This is a genomic window from Staphylococcus sp. HMSC077D08, assembly GCF_001837945.1.
GTDB classification, from domain to species: domain Bacteria; phylum Bacillota; class Bacilli; order Staphylococcales; family Staphylococcaceae; genus Staphylococcus; species Staphylococcus epidermidis.
Genome location: NZ_KV834828.1, coordinates 50,620 through 69,730 on the forward strand (window position 1 = coordinate 50,620; position 19,111 = coordinate 69,730).

Consider the following 19,111-nt stretch of genomic DNA (forward strand, 5'->3'; position numbering starts at 1 on the left):
TCATTGAAGGAGGATAATATGAAGAATTATAAAAAATATCTAATTGTTTTAGTATTATGTCTAACAGTGTTATCTGGATGTAACTTACCCGGTTTAAAAAATAGTCATTCAGATGACGATGTTAGAATCACAAGTTTAGGAACAAGTGAATCACAAATTATATCGCACATGCTGAGATTACTTATTGAACATGATACAAAAGGTGAAATTAAACCTACCTTAATTAATAATTTAGGTTCAAGTACGATTCAACATAATGCTGTCACAAGTGGCCAAGCTAATATGTCAGGTACGCGTTATACAGGCACTGACTTAACAGGGGCGTTGAAAGAAGATCCGATTAAAGATCCTAAAAAGGCCATGAAAGCGACTCAAGAAGGGTTTAAAAAGAAATACAATCAAACCTTCTTCAATTCATATGGTTTTGAAAACACATATGCATTGATAGTAACAAAAGAGACAGCTAAGAAATATCATTTAGAAACTGTTTCAGACTTGGAAAAGCATGCTAAAGATTTAAGAGTAGGTATGGATAGTTCATGGATGGATCGTAAAGGTGACGGTTATCCAGCATTTAAAAAAGAATATGGCTATAGTTTCGGTACGGTAAGACCTATGCAAATTGGTCTTGTCTATGATGCACTGAGTTCTGGCAAATTAGACGTTGCCGTAGGTTATTCTACTGATGGGCGTATTTCAGCATACGATTTAAAAGTGTTGGAAGATGATCGTCGATTCTTCCCACCATACGATGCCAGTCCACTTGCATCAGATCAATTGTTAAAAGAGAAGCCAGAGCTCAAACCGATTGTTAAAAAATTAGAAGGTAAGATATCAACAGAACAAATGCAAGAATTAAATTATCAAGCTGATGGTAAAGGGAAAGAGCCTGCAACAGTTGCAGAGGACTTCTTGAAAAAACATCATTATTTTGAAGACGATGACAATAAAAAAGATAAACAGAAAGGTGGTCAATAAACATGGAAGGGAATTTAATACAACAACTCGTTCACTACTACCAAATGAACTTTGGCTACCTATGGGAATTGTTTGTTAATCATTTGTTAATGTCTGTTTACGGTGTTTTACTAGCATGTTTAGTGGGCATACCTCTTGGTATCATCATTGCACGATTTGGTAAATTATCAGGTGTCATTATCACTATTGCGAATATTATTCAAACTGTTCCGGTTATTGCTATGTTAGCGATATTAATGCTTAGTATGGGACTCGGTATGAATACAGTCATTTTTACTGTGTTCTTATATGCCTTGCTTCCTATTATTAAAAATACGTATACAGGAATTAATGAAGTTGATCCAAATATTAAAGATGCTGGAAAAGGGATGGGTATGACGCGTAATCAAGTATTAACTATGATTGAGTTACCTCTGTCACTTTCAGTTATTATAGGTGGTATTCGGATTGCCCTTGTTGTAGCTATTGGTGTCGTAGCTGTAGGTTCATTTATTGGTGCACCAACATTAGGTGATATTGTGATTAGAGGTACAAATGCAACTGATGGAACACTATTTATTCTAGCAGGTGCCATACCTATCGTTATCATTGTCATACTTATAGATGTTTTATTACGTTTATTAGAGAAAAAGCTAGATCCAGCTACGTAAGTAATTTAATTTTTTACACAGGGAGGAGTGATCCAACATTATGGCTCATATTACATTAAATTATTTATCTAAAACTTTAGGAATGCATCAAACGATTAATGTCATTCTTCCAGAAGATAAAAGTTACTTTGATACAAATGAAAATGCGAAACCATTAAAAACTATGTTATTGCTACATGGTTTATCAAGTGATACTTCCTCTTATATGAGATATACGAGTATAGAACGCTATGCGAATACCCACCAACTAGCAGTGGTGATGCCTAATGCTGATCATAGTTTCTATTCAAATATGGCTTATGGACATAGTTATTATGACTATATACTAGAAGTTTATGATTATGTTCATCAAATATTTCCATTGTCTAAAAAGAGAGAAGATAATTTTATAGCAGGTCACTCTATGGGAGGTTATGGTGCAATCAAATTTGCATTAACGCAAAGTTATCGTTTCTCAAAAGCCGCTATGCTTTCAGCGCCATATGATGTTTCTATGATTGGTCAATATCAATGGTATGATTTTACTCCAGAAGCGATTGTAGGTAATACGCAACATGTCGCGGGGACATCTTTTGATCCATACTATTTAGTTGAACAAGCAATAGACAATGGACAAACGTTACCACAACTATATATTACTTGTGGAACTGAAGATGAATTGTATCAAGGTAATATTGATTTTGTGAACTATTTAGATGAAAAAGGTATTTCATATCAATTTAAAAAAGCGCCAGGTCATCACGATTATGCATTTTGGGATAAAGCAATAGAAGATGTCATTGACCGTTTTACATCATCACATATTTAAAATGAATGTTAGAATATAGTTAAATCCATACGTCTTTTGTTAAGATTAATAAAGAAGTGGGAGAGCGTACGTATTGAATGAGTTAGATTATTTCAACAATGAAGCGTCCCATGCATGTAAAATTTGAATATAGAACTTTTTTATTTAAGCATCGACTGCTCATATGCTAAGAACGCCTAGGACGACTATTAATGTCCTAGGCGTTCTTTTTTTCGTCATTTCTAAAAGATATAACTATGAATAGGTAAATCTTTTTCCACTTTTAAAAGATTATGAGTATATTAAAACTTGTGTAATAAGTAAGCCTCCACCAAATATTAAAACAAACGCGACAACAGGCCATACGAAACGTAACCAGTGTGAGTAGCGCATGTTTAACATTTGAAGTGTTGCCATTACAAGTCCAGTAGGCGCTAAGAACAACATTGCATACTGACCGAATTGATATGTTGTAACAATAACAAATCTTGGTATACCTACTGTATCAGCTAATGGCGCAAAGATAGGCATAGATAGTACTGCTAATCCTGATGAGGACGGCACGATAAATCCTAAACAGAAAAAGATAAAGAGCAGAACAATGATAAATAAAGGCCCACTCATATGTTGCACGATAGATGATGAAAAGTGCAAGATTGTGTCAGAAATCATTCCTTTATTCAATACTAAGTTGATTCCTCGAGCTAAACCAATGATTAAAGATACACCTACTAAACTTGAAGCGCCATTAACGAATGCATCTACAGTGCCTTTTTCGCCTAAACCATATTGTCCTGTTCCAGCAATAAACATGATGACAATGGTAAAGATCAAGAATGCAGATGCCATGACTGGGAACCACCATCCTTGTGTCATGACGCCCCAAACCATAATAGGGAATGGTAGGACGAAAAGCGTAAGAATAATCTTTTTACGTAATGTAAACTCAGAAGAACCGTCATCATGGAGCACAGACCACTGTTTTTCAAATGCTGCTTTGTCTTCATAAGAATAAGAGGATTTAGGATCTTTTTTAATTTTTTTACAATACCAGAATAAATAACTAATAACAAATATGGCACCGATGATACAAGCGCCTATTCTCCAATAAAGACCATCAGTAAAAGTTGTTCCTGCTGCATTAGAAGCAATGACGACTGAGAATGGGTTGATTGTTGAGAATGTACTACCCACAGAGCTTGCTAAGAAAATTGCACCGACTGAGACAATAGAATCATATCCAAGCGCAATAAATATTGGAACGAGTACAGGATAGAACGCTACAGCTTCCTCTTCAATGCCACATAGTGTTCCACCCAGAATCATTAAAATTGCTACGAACATAATCAACATAAATTCGTGGCCTTTCGTTTTTTGAGTAAGTGCTAACAATCCTGATTCAAAGGACCCACTCGCTTGAACAACGCCAATCAATCCACCTAGAACAAGTATAAAGACCATAATATCGACGGCTTCGATGGTTCCTTTAACCATGCTACTGGTAATTTGATCAAGACCAGCTGGATGTTGTTTTAAACGTTCGTAAGTATTAGGAATTGAAACGGGTTTATTAATTGCACCAGATTTAAATTGTTCTATTTTGATTTTAACGCCTAATCGATCAAGCTCTTTTTGTGTTCCAGGAACTTTTTTTACCTGATGATGAGGATTAACAATTTTTAATTCTTGGGATGAAGGTTCATATGAAAGTTTTGAGTATGCACCCGCGGGGATTATCCAAGTTGCTATAACTGCGACAACTGTTAGGATAAAGAGAATCATAAATGCACCTGGCATTCTAAAGTTAAAACGTTTTTTCTTTTTATTATCATTGATCGCTTGTTCCAACGGTTTCATCTCCTTCGACAGTTAACCTAAAATAAAAGCCTATCAATTGAATTTGGTTAGTATTTTACATGATTGATTAAGGAAGTGCACCCTGCTTGAAATGGAGAGGAGTGGAATAACAGGATGCACTGTATGAATATGTTTAAATTCATTTCTACTTATGCGTTAAAATGCTATTTTGTAATGAGTGTGCCAATTTTACCTTCTAGTGCTGCATCTAATTGGCTTAATGATGTGATGAGCACGCTACCGTTAGGATTATTTTCAATAAAGGAGATGGCAGATTCAATTTTAGGTAGCATGCTGCCTTTGGCGAATTGTTCTTCTTCAATATATGTTTTAAGCGTATCTATATTTGTTGTTTTAAGTGCTTGCTGTTTGTCAGTATGATAGTTGATATAAACATAATCAATCGCTGTTAAAATAATGAGTTGATCACAATGAATATCAGCACCTAATAATGCACTTGTTTTGTCTTTATCAATGACGGCATCTATACCTTTAAAGCTATCGTGCTGCTCACGAATGACTGGTATACCACCTCCACCTGCAGCGATGACAAGTGTGTCATTTTCTATTAGAGTTTTAATACTTTTCAGTTCGATAATAGATATTGGTTGTGGTGATGGTACGACGCGACGGTAACCTCGACCAGCATCTTCTACAAATTGATAACCTTTTTCCTGTTGAATACGATGTGCTTCTTCTTTAGTGTAGAACAGACCGATGGGTTTACTAGGACTATTAAAAGCTGGGTCGCCTTCATCAACTTCTACTTGAGTAACTAGTGTGACAACTTGCTTATCTATGCCCATTGAATGAAGTTCATTTTGTAAACTTTCTTGAAGTTGATAGCCGATGTAGGCTTGACTCATAGCGCCACATTCAGCAAATGGAAAAGCAGGACCTTGATCGTGTTCAGCTGCATAATTCAGACCAAGGTTAATACTTCCTACTTGTGGTCCATTACCGTGACTGATCACAATTTCGTGACCTTTAGTAATTAATCCTACTAGGGATTTAGCTGTATTTTTTACTAATTCAAGTTGTTCTTGTGGTGATTTTCCTAAAGCGTTTCCACCTAAAGCTACTACAATTTTAGCCATTTCACTCACTTCCTTCTATAATTTAGAATTCTCCTAAAGTTGCTACCATGACTGCTTTAATTGTATGCATTCTATTCTCAGCTTCTTGGAATACTACAGAAGCTTTGCTTTCGAAGACATCATCAGTGACTTCCATTTCACTAATGCCATATTTTTCATAAATTTGTTGACCAATTTTAGTTTCAGCATTGTGGAAAGAAGGTAAACAATGTTCAAAAATAACATTTGGATTGCCTGTTTTTTCTAATAGTGCTTGGTTAACTTGATATGGTTTTAAAAGTTTAAGGCGTTCTTGCCATACTTCATCAGGTTCGCCCATTGATACCCAAACATCTGTATAAATAACATCAGAATCTTTCACGCCTTTATCAATATCATCTGTTATTAAAATGTTACCGCCATTTTCCGCCGCAATACGTTCGCAACGATTTAATAATTCCTCTGTCGGATTGAGTTCTTTAGGACAAACAAGATGGAAATTCATACCCATAATGGCAGCACCTTGCATTAATGCGTTAGCAACATTGTTACGTCCATCGCCAACATAAGTGAAGTTGATATCAGCATACTCTTTTTTCAATACCTCTTTAGCAGTTAAAAAGTCAGCAAGCACTTGTGTAGGGTGATCTTCATCGGTTAATCCATTCCATACCGGAACACCTGAATATTGTGCTAATGTTTCTACAGTACGTTGAGAGAACCCTCGGTACTCAATACCATCATACATACCACCAAGTACACGTGCTGTATCTTTAGCAGTCTCTTTTTTACCCATTTGAGAACCTGTAGGTCCAAGATAAGTGACGTGTGCACCTTGATCATGTGCGGCAACTTCGAATGCGCAACGTGTTCTAGTTGAATCTTTTTCAAAAAGAAGCGCGATATTTTTATTTTTTAGCATAGGCTTTTCAGTGCCGATATATTTGGCATGCTTCAAATCTTCGGAGAGTGTTAATAAAAATTCTACCTCTTGTCGTGAAAAGTCTAATAAAGTTAAAAAGCTTCTGTTACGCAAATTTTTCATCAATAACAACTCCTTGTGAATGAATTACAATTTTATTGTAAGCGTTTCCTTGAAGTTTTCAACTTATCTCAAAAATTGTAATTTTTTATTAATAAATCAATGAACTTTTTATTAACATTGGATTTGAATAGTGTAAAATTGGTCAAAAAGGTTTATGTTTAAGATAAAACCAACTTTAAAGAATTTAGAAAATTCAATTAAAGTGAATTTAACACATTTTAAATAATGAAGTTAGGTTAGCATCGAAATGTAAGTGGTATGTTAATTGAATAAACTGTAGTAATTTCTTTATATTATTAGTGAATTCTCAAAATAGTTGTAAAATTATATTGATTAATCACCTATTCTTTATTATATTTAGAAACATCTCTTACAATAAACCACAACTAACATGAAATATAAGCTATCAGTGGATTATTTTAGTTAAATTGAAGGTTATTCAAAGTAAAAAGGGCATATTAGTATAATAGGAGGAATAGTAAGATGAAAGTGTATAAGTTGAATTATCAACACCATAAAGATATTGTTGATAATAATGTATTAACGATGTTTGTAACAGCTGACAATCAAGATGAAGTTGAAGCGTTTGCGAAAAAACTACATTACAAGATTGAACATTTATCTCCATTAACTAAAAAGGAATTTGAAGAAGAGAAAGCGAAAGATTCACACTATAGACTTGAACACGTGGATCACTATTTAAATTAATTATTCAATCATATATCAACACATCCTGTAATCATTCGTTTGGTTACAGTTTTTTTACGCATGATATTAAATTTTAACTTCACTATTACAAGGAGTGTATAAATGGAAATAACAAGTGTTAATCATATTTGTTTTTCAGTAAGTGATTTAAATACCTCTATACAATTTTATAAAGATATTTTACAAGGTGACTTATTAGTATCAGGTAGAACGACAGCATATTTAACTATTGGTCATACTTGGATTGCACTGAATCAAGAAAAAAATATACCAAGGAATGAAATAAACCATTCCTATACGCACGTTGCTTTCTCCATATATGAAGAAGATTTTCAAAAGTGGATTCAATGGCTTAAAGAGAATCAAGTAAATATTTTAAAAGGGCGACCAAGAGACATTAAAGACAAAAAGTCGATATATTTTACAGATCCGGATGGGCATAAAATTGAATTACATACTGGGACACTAAAAGATAGAATGGAATATTATAAAAGTGAGAAGGCGCATATGCAATTTTACGATGAGTTTTGATATTTTAATTGATATGTAATTTTTTGTAAAAAATTTTATGATTCATTTTGTAATAAAATTACTATATACTAAAATTTGTAATTTTCAATTATTTTAATGAGGTGAATCAATGAATAAATTATCAAAGTACATTGCAATAGCTACACTAGCATCGACAGTTACAATTTCAGCACCAATTCATACATATGCATGTGAATCTCATACTAAAGATAACCATAATCATACGACACAACATCAAAATGACCCCAACCTTGGTGAACAAAATGTAATGGCTGTCTCATGGTATCAAAATTCTGCCGAAGCGAAGGCTCTTTATTTACAGGGATACAATACTGCGAAATATCAGTTAGATGAACATATTAAAAAGAATAAAAGTAAGAAAAAACTTGCTATAGCTTTAGACTTAGATGAAACAGTGCTTGATAATTCACCATATCAAGGATATGCTTCTATGCACGATACATCTTTTCCAGAAGGATGGCATGAATGGGTTGCAGCAGCGAAGGCAAAACCTGTTTATGGTGCCAAATCATTCTTAAAATATGCTGACAAAAAAGGTATCGATATTTACTATATTTCTGACCGTGATAAAGAAAAAGATTTTAAAGCTACAAAGGAAAATTTAAAAAATATTGGACTACCGCAAGCGAAAGATAATCATATTTTACTAAAAGGGAAAAACGATAAAAGTAAAACATCACGACGTCAACAAGTCGAAAAAAATCATAAGTTAGTGATGTTATTTGGTGACAATTTGTTAGATTTTACAGATCCTAAAAAGTCTACTGCTAAGGAACGTGAGAAACTCGTGCAGAAACATGAAAAAGATTTTGGCAAAAAGTATATTATATTCCCTAATCCAATGTATGGAAGTTGGGAATCTACACTTTATCATAACAATCACCAAATAAGTAAGAATGAAAAAGATACATTACGAAAGGCATCAATTAAACAATTTAATCCTAAAACGGGTGAAGTAAAATAATTCCTGACATTAAATACTAAATTTCTATTAGTAAAAAAAGTTTTGCACATAATGATTGTATTGTGTGCAGACATTTTAATAATTAATAAAGTTATATTTACATGGAGTACTTTAATTCCGTGTTATACCATTGCGAGGATGAAACAATGTACGCGTTGTTTCATCCTTTTTTTATAAATATTTTCAATCGTATCTAGATTAATGTAAACTTATAATATGTAAAAGTTTACAATTTGCAATCGGATGATTTGAAAATGCTAATTTTTAAGAAAAAGGAGTTAAAGATTATGACATTAAACCTAGCCCAACGTGTGTTAAATCAAGAATCATTATCAAAAGATGAAGCAATATCTATTTTCGAAAATGCTGAAATTGATACATTTGATTTATTAAATGAAGCCTATACAGTGAGAAAACATTACTACGGTAAAAAAGTTAAGCTTAATATGATATTAAATGCTAAAAGTGGTATCTGTGCAGAAGATTGTGGGTACTGTGGGCAATCTGTAAAAATGAAAGAAAAGCAACGATATGCACTTGTTGAACAGGACCAAATTAAAGAAGGTGCTCAAGTGGCAACTGAAAATCAAATCGGTACATATTGTATCGTTATGAGTGGTAGAGGACCTAGTAACAGAGAAGTCGATCATATTTGTGAAACAGTAGAAGATATTAAAAAGGTACACCCACAACTAAAGATTTGTGCATGTTTAGGATTAACGAAAGAAGAACAAGCTAAAAAATTAAAGACTGCTGGTGTCGATCGTTATAATCATAATTTAAATACGAGTGAGCGTTATCACGATGAAGTAGTAACTACACATACATATGAGGATAGAGTGAATACGGTTGAAATGATGAAAGATAATCATATTTCTCCTTGTTCAGGCGTGATATGTGGTATGGGAGAGTCAAATGAGGACATTATTGATATGGCATTTGCTTTAAGCGCCATCGATGCTGATAGCATTCCTATTAATTTTTTACATCCTATTAAAGGAACTAAATTCGGTGGATTAGATTTATTGTCACCAATGAAATGTTTAAGAATTATAGCGATGTTTAGGTTAATCAATCCAACAAAAGAAATTCGAATTGCAGGTGGACGGGAGGTAAATCTTCGTTCATTACAACCACTCGCATTGAAAGCGGCTAATTCAATTTTTGTAGGAGATTACTTAATTACAGGTGGTCAACCGAATGAGGAAGATTATCGCATGATTGAAGATTTAGGGTTTGAAATCGACAGTTAATTTATAATTAAAAATATATTCATGCAATGTAAATATAATTTTAAATAAATTGTCATAATGCACTAACCATGCGCTTTTTAATGAATTTTTAAAAGAATTAACAACAATTTAATCAAATTCTATTAAATTTTCGATGGATAATCCTTTAAAAAAATTTTTGAAAGCGTATACTAGGAATTGAGAGATGAGAGACAGTATGATCCATGCTTATTAAAAATTAAGATTAGGGGAATGAGATTACATTATTTCATTTTAAATCTTATTTTTTAATATAAATATAAAAGATGTTTTGGAGGAATACTTATGTCTAAATTTATTTATCAATCACCTGGAAGATATGTACAAGGGAAAGGTATTGTTAGCTCTATCGCTGAAGAAACAGAACGTCTTGGTAGTCATGCGTTGATTATTGCAGACGAAGTAGTTTGGAATATTACTGAAGAAAAAATAAAAGAAAGTTTCTCAGCAAATAACAACGTTGATTTTGAATATGAAGTATTTAAAGGAGAATCTTCTGAAGAAGAAATTCAACGTATAGCTAAACAATATAAAGAAAAAAATATTGACGTTGTTATTGGTTTAGGTGGAGGTAAAGCGTTAGATACAGGTAAAGCTGTGGCATTTGAACTTAAAGCAAGCGTCATCGATTTTGCGTCTACAGCATCAATGGATGCACCAACAGCAGCAGTATCTGTTATTTATAACGAAGATGGATCATTTAGTGGTTATGAATTCTACCCTAAAAACCCTGATACAGTTATCGTAGATTCTGAAATTGTTGCACAAGCACCTGTACGTTTATTTGCATCAGGTATGAGTGATGGTTTAGCAACATTAATCGAAGTTGAATCTACACTTCGTAGACAAGGACAAAACATGTTCCATGGCAAACCTACATTAGCAAGTTTAGCAATCGCTCAAAAATGTGAAGAAGTTATTTTTGAATATGGTTATAGTGCTTATACTTCTGTAGAAAAACATATCGTGACACCACAAGTAGATGCTGTGATTGAAGCCAATACATTACTTTCAGGTTTAGGATTTGAAAACGGCGGATTAGCAGGTGCGCACGCAATTCATAATGGATTCACAGCTTTAGAAGGAGACATCCACCACTTAACTCATGGTGAAAAAGTGGCATACGGTATTTTAGTACAATTAGTACTTGAAAATGCGCCAACTGAAAAATTCATGAAATACAAAACATTCTTCGATAATATCAATATGCCAACAACATTAGAAGGTCTTCACATTGAAAACACAAGTTATGAAGAATTAGTTCAAGTAGGTGAACGTGCATTAACACCAAATGATACGTTTGCTAACTTAAGTGATAAAATCACTGCTGATGAAATCGCAGACGCAATTTTAACTGTTAACGATTTATCTAAAAGTCAGTTCAACTAAAAGGAGTCGCTTTGAATGAAAAAGTTAATTCAAGATAAAAACACAATTTTAAAAGATATGCTTGATGGAATTACAGTTTCAAACAACGATGTTGAAGTTGTATCTGACACTATTGTTGTTAGAAAGCATAAAAAACAATCAGGTGTTGCACTCGTTTCTGGTGGCGGTAGTGGTCATGAACCTGCACATGCAGGATTTGTAGCAGAAGGCATGCTCGATGCAGCTGTATGTGGAGAAATCTTCACTTCACCTACACCTGATAAAATATTAGATGCCATTAAAGCTGTGGACAATGGTGACGGCGTTCTACTTGTCATTAAAAACTATGCAGGAGACGTTATGAACTTTGAAATGGCTCAAGAAATGGCTCAAATGGAAGATATTAAAGTTGAAAGTGTCATTGTTAGAGATGATATTGCAATTTCTGACCCGGAAAAACGCCGTGGAGTAGCAGGTACAGTGTTTGTGCATAAATATGCTGGATACCTAGCTGAAAAAGGTGTTGCACTTGATGAAATCAAATCTAAAGTTGAGGCACTTTTACCAGATATTAAAAGTATTGGTATGGCATTAACGCCTCCAATGGTGCCCACAACTGGTAAAAATGGTTTCGATATTGAAGACAATCAAATGGAAATTGGTATCGGTATTCACGGTGAAAAAGGTTTACATCGTGAAGACGTACAACCCATCAACGTGATTGTTGAACGTTTACTCGATCAGTTGTACAAAGAAATTGAGAAAAAACCTTTAATCGTAATGGTTAACGGTATGGGTGGTACACCACTATCAGAATTAAATATAGTTACTAAATATCTAGATGAACAATTCAATCAGAATGATATTGATGTTAAACAATGGTTCGTAGGTGACTATATGACAGCGTTAGACATGCAAGGCTTCTCTATTACTGTACTCCCCTTCAGTGAAGAAGTGAGTGAAGCTTTAGCTGCACCTACAGCAAGTAAATATTTTTAATTTTAAAATTCAATAAGTAATAAATATATATTAAATTTTGAGGTGACTTAGAGAATGAATGTAGCAGATATCAAAGCACGCTTATTAGATTTAGAAAATACTTTTAAAGAAAAAGAAAGTGAACTGACTGATTTAGACAGAGCTATTGGTGATGGAGATCATGGCGTAAATATGGTCAGAGGTTTCGAACACTTAAAAGAAAAAATAGATGATCAAAGTATGCAAGCGCTATTTAAATCAACAGGTATGACGTTAATGTCTAACGTAGGTGGTGCTTCTGGACCATTATACGGGTTTGGTTTTATCAAAATGGCGAGTGCAGTGAATGATGAAATTGATCATGATAATCTTAAAGACGTACTTAAAGCGTTTGCTGATGGCATTCAACAACGTGGTAAAGTCGAATTAAATGAAAAAACGATGTATGATGTTATCGAACGTGCGAGAAAAGCTGTTGAAAATGATGAAACAGTAGATCTTGATAAACTACAATCATTTGCTAATGAAACCAAAGATATGGTAGCTACTAAAGGCCGTGCATCATATTTTAACGAAGCTTCAAAAGGTTATATTGATCCTGGTGCACAAAGTAGTGTTTATATTCTTAATGCAATTATAGGAGGAGAGTAAGTCATGACATCTATAGTAGTAGTAAGTCATAGTCATAAAATCGCAGAAGGTGTTAAACAATTAATCAATCAAATGACTGACGGTGGTGTTGACCTTATTGCCGTTGGTGGTTTAAGTGACGATGAAATCGGTACATCATTTGATCAAATCGTCTCTGTAATTAATGGACTTGAAAATGATGCGCTTTGTTTCTATGACATCGGTTCAGCAGGCATGAATTTAGACACAGCTTTAGAAATGTACGAAGGTGACCACAAAATTGTTAAAATGGAAGCGCCAATCGTTGAAGGAAGTTTTATTGCAAGTGTAGGAATTAAATCAAATATGAGTATGGATAGTGTTATCTCTGAAGTAAGAGCTAAATATCCTGAAGAATAACATGAAAAGATAGAGCGTAAATATTGAAATTGTTGCTAGGAGTACCATAGCTAGTTAGTTATGGTGCTCCTAGTTTTTAGTGTTAGTATACATATTAAAAGTAAAATGTAGTGGTAACGAAGATATTGTAAACATGTTTCTGGTTAAATAGCTGAAAGATTTGTACAAATTACAAAATAGAAAAAGATAAATAAGCTCAAAACATAATGGAAAATTTGTTTGTATAAGCATTATTAAGGAACATTGCTTTCTGTCTTATAATGCTTCATGTGTTGGTCACATATGACAAAGTTTGATGAAGTTAATATTTTTTATTTCTATAAATTGCGTCGGATTTATCTACAGTAGGATTTAGTGTTGGTTTATATAGTTGGTGATTAGCATATTCGGTTTTAGCAAATGCTTCTAATTTATCTATAAATTGATCTATTTCGATGTCTAGCTTTCTTTTAGAGAAAGTGATGCCATTTTTATCAAAATCCGGTGTATTATATTGATGATGATAAATCTTATAAGCTACTTTAAGCTTGTTATATTGATTTTCGACTGGTTCATAGCTACCTAATAATTTTTGTATTATTGTATTCGATTGATCGCTATGATGACTCATTAGAGAAATTAGGTTTTGAACATGGGTATCAAGAGATTTAAAATCTGTTTCAATATCTTGATAAATTTCCATTGTATTTTCTTTACTAAAGTTAGAAGTCTCGAAATTTAAGTAGTTATTTCTTACTTTTGCAGCTTTATAAGCTGTAACATCTAAAGAACTAACTTGATCGTTATGATAATCTTTTCTTTTATCTTTATCATCTTTTCTAAATTGGAACCAAAGTGCTATAAATGTACCTGCTAAAGTAAAAATGCCTCCGACTATTGCAGCTAAAAATTCACTCAACAATATCACCTCTATTAAATATTTTATAATCATATGATAATACTATATATTGTGTATTGCAAAAAACACTGTGCTTATATTTAAGTGTTAGCATATATTTCTTTGTTTATTATACAAACTTGATATTAATATAATTTGAATGAAAAAATGAAGTTATCATATTTTAATAGTATAACCACTTAGAGATTTTAACTTTTAACTCTAAGTGGCTATTTAATAAATTTATACGGTGTTTTAATTATAAATTGTTTGGATTAATTTCAATATTCTCATTAATTGAATGGATTTTTGTGCATTCTACCGTGAACGTAGTAATACAGAATAAGTGCTATGATAACAAGCACCCCCATTGCCATATATAAATGACGATAACCAATAAATGGTATGATGATACCTAAAATAAATGGCCCCATACCTGCACCGAAATCTGCAAAGATATAGAATGTCGACGTTGCTAAGCCCATTTTATTTGCAGGTGATCGTTGAATTGCAATTGCTTGAGCAGTAGGTACGATAGTGCCATAACCAAAGCCGATGAATGCAGCTGCAATAAGTAAAATCATGCTTGTATGAGTAAAACCGAGAATAATAAGACCAAATGTAAAGCTCAGTAAAACTGGATACATTACTTTGTTTTCACCATAATTGTCATAAATTTTACCTGTAAATGGGCGTGTGATAAACGTAACAATCGCAAAGACAATGAAGAAGAAACTTGATGTAGTAACGAGATTGATTTTTTCAGAGTAAATAAAAAAAGTCAAAACAACAAATAGTATTAGAATTCATTCACTATTTAAAGAAAAATGAATAACCATTTTAAATACGTTAAGATAGACAATAGATGCGCAAGACAATTCAATGAATGTTTATGGAGGGATATAATTTTTATGATTCATCTACAGAACATATTACCAGTCATTATATACGCTGTTTTGCTTGCTATTCATTACTTTTTATCGCGTACGGGAAATAAAATATTAGGCCTTATTGTACCTGTTGGTGTGATTGCAAGTCTTATATATATGTATCAAGCCGATATTATACATATGAAACTGATTGGCGTTATTATTATAGGTATTGTGGCTCTATTATTCTTGGCAGAGGAGTGGCAGAGAGCACAAAAGGATAAATAAAGGAAGTTAGTAATCCCTCAAGATGATTATGACATAGCAGTCGTTGAGAAATTTTCAGGTTTTATATCATATAAATAAAGTTGAATATCATGAACAACAACGAGAGGATTAAGTTTAACGAAAAGCGTTTTGTTATTAAGTAGTGTTGTGTAAATGATGACGCTAGTAAGTTGGGACTTGAAAAGGAATGTAGATATATAAAATAGTAATATATGATTAATATCCGAGACATCATCAAATGTCTCGGGTATTTTTATGTATTCACATATGAGGATAGGGTTAAAATGTGATTATAACAAGGTTTAACTTATTCTATTGAAAAGCGTAGTTTATCGTATTTGATACGAAATTTATTTTACTTCTGTTAATTTTTAATCATTTTATACAGTTAAGTACTTATATAAGACTTCTAGGATATATTTCACAATGTAGTAATAATTCTTGTTAATGTGCAAGTAAGACTACCACTCATTTTTATTCTATTCACACGAATAACATATTTCTGTCGTAGTTTGTCATAGTATCTCATGTTTGGTGTCTAGAATTTCATTTTTGAAAGGAGTACCATTCGATGTCTAATATTTCAATGACTACCTCAAAACGTAACGCTATCGTTACGGTAATGCTTATTAGTGCTTTTGTGTCAATGCTCAACCAAACTATTTTAAACACAGCACTTCCAGCAATTATTAAAGGACTGAACATCACAGAAACAACAGCGCAATGGTTAATTACTGGATTTATGCTTGTTAACGGTATTATGATTCCTCTTACTGCCTTTTTAATGGATAAATATTCGACACGTCATTTATATATTTTCTCAATGGCTATTTTTCTTATAGGATCTATTGTAGCGGCATTTTCACCTACGTTTACAATTTTAATGATATCTCGTATTATCCAAGCGATTGGTGCCGGCATTCTTTTGCCTTTGATGCAGTTTACAGTATTTACACTGTTTCCTGCTGAACAACGTGGGTTTGCGATGGGATTGGCAGGTGTGGTTGTACAAAGTGCGCCTGCAATTGGTCCAACGTTAACTGGATTATTCGTAGATTTATTTAGTTGGAGAATGCCTTTTTATCTTGTTTCAGCAATTGCTGCTGTGGCTTTTATTTTAGGATTTTTCTTTGTTGAAAATAATACAAAAACAAAAGACATTGTTCTTGATAAAATTTCTGTAGTTTATTCTACTTTCGGCTTTGGTTTAATATTATTCGCATTTAGTAGCGTGAGTACATTTGGTATCACCTCTCTACCTGTCATTGTGACATTTGTACTTGGTATAGCCATTATCATAATTTTTACAACGCGTCAGCTTAAATTAAAACATCCATTGTTAAATATGCGTGTGTTTAAAAATAAAGTGTTCACACTTTCAGCTGTTTCTTCAATGCTAGTATATATTACAATGGTAAGTCCTGCGTTACTCATACCTATTTATATTCAAACAGGTTTAGGTCAATCCGCATTATTATCGGGGGTTGTCGTACTTCCAGGCGCGGTCATTAATGGCTTAACGATGGTTTATACAGGAAAAATTTTTGATAAACATGGTATTAAAGTGCTTGTGATACCTGGTTTTATCTTACTCATTAGTATGACATTTTTATATTCGTTCCTTACTACAGGAACGCCATACTGGTTTGTGATTCTCGTTTATACTATACGGATGATCGCATTAGGATTATTAGTGATGCCTCTTAATACAGTTGGACTGAATGCACTTGAGTCAGATGATGTCTCACATGGTACAGCAATTATGAATTCCTTACGCATCATTGCAGGTGCTATGGGTACAGCGATTAGTGTGACAATTTTATCAATAGTGGCAAAACAGTATACAGCTTCACACTCAACAATGTCAAAAATGAAACTAACACAAGAAGCAACCGTACATGGTATAGATGTTGCATTTATTTTTACTACAGTATTAATCATTATTGGATTTATCTTAGCGTTATTCATAAAAGAAGAAAAAAATCATTAATTATTCAAAAAACTGTATAAGAGAGACCGAATTATGGATGAACCTGGGACAAAAATCGATGTTCCAGGTTTTTTATAATGTAAAGACAGCGGTGAACTTCTGGGCATTAACAGAGTGTATTTCAATAGACAAAGCAATTTGGGTATCGACGCTTAGAGAGTGAGACAATGAAGACATTATGAATATATGTCTTATTATTCAGCTTTTTAGTGGAAATTCAAACGGACTAACGGTTGTTAAATAAAAAATGAATTCCATCATAATTTCTAAATTCAAGCCCCCATCCATCACTTAAATATACCGATGAAATATTTTTATTTAAAATGAAATCGATTAATGAGAAATTGAAACAATTTTTTAATCAATTTACTTAATATGAAACTTGCATTTAAATATAAGAAAGACTATATATAGTATATATGATACAAAATCAAATTGTTCTTAATTCTTTTTCAGATCAATCCATTTGATTTAAAAGTTTATATTCTAACATAGAGAGAAGGATGAATTTGAAACAATTGAGTTTGACTTTAAAGATACGACTGATATGCGATTTTTTTCAAAATATGATTGTTACAGCATTTTTACCATTTATGGCATTGTATTTAACAGATATGGTCAATCAACATTTTGCAGGGCTATTCTTATTTGCGCTAGTCATGATAAATTTTCCCATATCAATAATATCAGGTCATATTATTGAACGATTACCTAAAAAGACATTAACACTAAGTTATCAATCGATATTAAGTTTGATGCTTGTGATTATGGCGATTACAATCTCTGAACAAGCATATATGATCATTTTATTTTGCATCGCTTACGCAATATTTAGTATCACAATAGGCATGCAGCAACCTATTATGGACACGATTATTATGGATGCGATTACGCCTGAAGTTGAGCAATATATTTATAAGGTAAGTTATTGGCTGACGAATATTGCTGTAGCCTTTGGAGCGCTCATAGGTGGATTGATGTATGGGGCACATAAATCTATGTTGTTTTTAATCGCATTTGCTATTTACATTATGGTTTTTATAGCACTTTTCATATGGTTGCCTAAAGATTTAAATCAAGTGAATCAGTCGTACACACATCATGCTAATGAGCAACAATTCTCCGTGGGTCAAATATTAAAAAGTTATAAACCAGTATTTAAAGATACAACATATCTACTTCTAATTATAGGATTTAGTATTTTAACGATGGGTGAGTTATCTGTATCATCATACATTTCAGTGCGTTTAAAACAAGAGTTTGATCCGATGATATTGTTTTCGTTACATATCGATGGCGTTAAAATGTATTCACTTCTATTAATGACGAATACAATCATTGTTATCATTTTTACCTATTTTATTTCAAAAATTGTTATGAAAATGGATGTTAAAACAGCATTATTGATTGGAATTATTTTTTATGTCATTGGATATTCGAACCTCACTTATCTTAATGATTTTACGTTACTTATCATATTTATGATTATAGCGACGATAGGTGAAATGGTATATTCTCCAATTCTTGAAGAAAATCGTTTTAAAATGGTTCCTTCTCATAAGAGAGGGACATATTCAGCAGTGCATGCTTTAGGATTTAACTTAGCTGAATTGCTTGCAAGATTTGGAATTATATTAGGTGTGTTTTTAACTTCAATGGAGATGGGGATTTATATGTTTGTTTTATTACTGCTAGGTGGCATGTCACTTTACATTTCAGTGAGTCGTTTTAATAATGCAAATTCACAATAATTTTTTTAATTAGAAATGTATAATTCGTACCAAATTGCTCGTAATTTTAAAAAAACTATATTTATTAAGATTT

18 protein-coding genes and 2 pseudogenes are annotated in these 19,111 nt (G+C 32.7%); 15 read left to right on the forward strand and 5 right to left on the reverse strand.

Annotated elements, in window-relative coordinates; genetic code table 11:
* The first annotated feature begins 18 nt into the window (after positions 1-18).
* From HMPREF2663_RS11400 to HMPREF2663_RS11410, 3 genes are read left to right on the forward strand one after another with little or no spacing between them, the layout of a single operon-like run.
* Positions 19-978: an osmoprotectant ABC transporter substrate-binding protein gene (locus tag HMPREF2663_RS11400; RefSeq protein ID WP_001830497.1), complete on the forward strand. Its 960-nt coding sequence runs from the start codon at positions 19-21 to the stop codon at positions 976-978.
* Positions 979-980: 2 nt separating this feature from the next.
* Positions 981-1,628 (forward strand): ABC transporter permease, encoded by a 648-nt coding sequence (locus tag HMPREF2663_RS11405; RefSeq protein ID WP_001830555.1) that lies wholly within the window; start codon positions 981-983, stop codon positions 1,626-1,628.
* 40 nt (positions 1,629-1,668) lie between these two features.
* Positions 1,669-2,436 (forward strand): alpha/beta hydrolase, encoded by a 768-nt coding sequence (locus HMPREF2663_RS11410; RefSeq protein WP_002484664.1) that lies wholly within the window; start codon positions 1,669-1,671, stop codon positions 2,434-2,436.
* 270 nt (positions 2,437-2,706) lie between these two features.
* Here the strand turns inward: HMPREF2663_RS11410 and HMPREF2663_RS11415 are convergent, their stop codons facing one another.
* The 3 genes from HMPREF2663_RS11415 to argF form a co-directional block, all read right to left on the reverse strand.
* Positions 2,707-4,272 carry a YfcC family protein gene (locus HMPREF2663_RS11415; RefSeq protein ID WP_080033780.1) on the reverse strand — a complete coding sequence of 522 codons (1,566 nt, stop codon included), beginning with the start codon at positions 4,270-4,272 and terminating at the stop codon, positions 2,707-2,709.
* 164 nt (positions 4,273-4,436) lie between these two features.
* A complete protein-coding gene (gene arcC / locus HMPREF2663_RS11420) occupies positions 4,437-5,369 on the reverse strand; it encodes a carbamate kinase (RefSeq protein ID WP_002491274.1) in 933 nt (310 codons plus the stop codon).
* Positions 5,370-5,391: 22 nt separating this feature from the next.
* The gene (gene argF / locus HMPREF2663_RS11425; protein WP_070846484.1) at positions 5,392-6,393 is read right to left on the reverse strand and encodes an ornithine carbamoyltransferase; all 1,002 of its coding nucleotides are present in this window, start codon (positions 6,391-6,393) and stop codon (positions 5,392-5,394) included.
* Between the two features lie 483 nt (positions 6,394-6,876).
* Between argF and HMPREF2663_RS11430 the strand changes: the two genes are divergently transcribed.
* From HMPREF2663_RS11430 to dhaM, 8 genes are all read left to right on the forward strand, one after another.
* Complete coding sequence (locus tag HMPREF2663_RS11430; protein ID WP_002446874.1) at positions 6,877-7,101, forward strand: hypothetical protein; 225 nt, start codon at positions 6,877-6,879, stop codon at positions 7,099-7,101.
* A 102-nt stretch (positions 7,102-7,203) separates the two neighbouring features.
* Positions 7,204-7,632 (forward strand): FosB family fosfomycin resistance bacillithiol transferase, encoded by a 429-nt coding sequence (locus HMPREF2663_RS11435; protein WP_049382857.1) that lies wholly within the window; start codon positions 7,204-7,206, stop codon positions 7,630-7,632.
* Between the two features lie 109 nt (positions 7,633-7,741).
* Positions 7,742-8,617, forward strand: coding sequence for a 5'-nucleotidase, lipoprotein e(P4) family (locus tag HMPREF2663_RS11440; RefSeq protein ID WP_070846486.1), 876 nt, complete (start codon positions 7,742-7,744; stop codon positions 8,615-8,617).
* 287 nt (positions 8,618-8,904) lie between these two features.
* The gene (bioB, locus tag HMPREF2663_RS11445) at positions 8,905-9,870 is read left to right on the forward strand and encodes a biotin synthase BioB (RefSeq protein ID WP_070846488.1); all 966 of its coding nucleotides are present in this window, start codon (positions 8,905-8,907) and stop codon (positions 9,868-9,870) included.
* A 303-nt stretch (positions 9,871-10,173) separates the two neighbouring features.
* Complete coding sequence (locus HMPREF2663_RS11450) at positions 10,174-11,277, forward strand: glycerol dehydrogenase (RefSeq protein WP_002446879.1); 1,104 nt, start codon at positions 10,174-10,176, stop codon at positions 11,275-11,277.
* 15 nt (positions 11,278-11,292) lie between these two features.
* Positions 11,293-12,255 (forward strand): dihydroxyacetone kinase subunit DhaK, encoded by a 963-nt coding sequence (gene dhaK, locus HMPREF2663_RS11455; RefSeq protein ID WP_002446880.1) that lies wholly within the window; start codon positions 11,293-11,295, stop codon positions 12,253-12,255.
* Between the two features lie 54 nt (positions 12,256-12,309).
* Entirely contained in the window at positions 12,310-12,885 is a 576-nt protein-coding gene (gene dhaL, locus HMPREF2663_RS11460) for a dihydroxyacetone kinase subunit DhaL (protein WP_002446881.1), read from the forward strand.
* A 3-nt stretch (positions 12,886-12,888) separates the two neighbouring features.
* Positions 12,889-13,263, forward strand: coding sequence for a dihydroxyacetone kinase phosphoryl donor subunit DhaM (gene dhaM, locus HMPREF2663_RS11465; RefSeq protein ID WP_001830585.1), 375 nt, complete (start codon positions 12,889-12,891; stop codon positions 13,261-13,263).
* 301 nt (positions 13,264-13,564) lie between these two features.
* On the opposite strand, the gene HMPREF2663_RS11470 is transcribed toward dhaM, so the two are convergent.
* Together HMPREF2663_RS11470 and HMPREF2663_RS11475 are read right to left on the reverse strand one after the other, a co-directional pair.
* Positions 13,565-14,161: a hypothetical protein gene (locus tag HMPREF2663_RS11470; protein WP_002475419.1), complete on the reverse strand. Its 597-nt coding sequence runs from the start codon at positions 14,159-14,161 to the stop codon at positions 13,565-13,567.
* A 272-nt stretch (positions 14,162-14,433) separates the two neighbouring features.
* Positions 14,434-14,928, reverse strand: a pseudogene (locus tag HMPREF2663_RS11475) (MFS transporter); the annotation flags it as partial.
* Between the two features lie 123 nt (positions 14,929-15,051).
* On the opposite strand from HMPREF2663_RS11475, the gene HMPREF2663_RS11480 reads away from it, so the two are divergent.
* From HMPREF2663_RS11480 to HMPREF2663_RS11490, 4 genes and pseudogenes are all read left to right on the forward strand, one after another.
* Positions 15,052-15,297, forward strand: coding sequence for a hypothetical protein (locus tag HMPREF2663_RS11480; RefSeq protein ID WP_002473417.1), 246 nt, complete (start codon positions 15,052-15,054; stop codon positions 15,295-15,297).
* 571 nt (positions 15,298-15,868) lie between these two features.
* Positions 15,869-17,287 (forward strand): MDR family MFS transporter, encoded by a 1,419-nt coding sequence (locus HMPREF2663_RS11485; protein ID WP_002487503.1) that lies wholly within the window; start codon positions 15,869-15,871, stop codon positions 17,285-17,287.
* Between the two features lie 37 nt (positions 17,288-17,324).
* Positions 17,325-17,531: pseudogene (locus HMPREF2663_RS13135) on the forward strand (single-stranded DNA-binding protein).
* A gap of 265 nt (positions 17,532-17,796) precedes the next feature.
* A complete protein-coding gene (locus HMPREF2663_RS11490; protein ID WP_070846490.1) occupies positions 17,797-19,038 on the forward strand; it encodes an MDR family MFS transporter in 1,242 nt (413 codons plus the stop codon).
* Positions 19,039-19,111 lie beyond the last annotated feature (73 nt).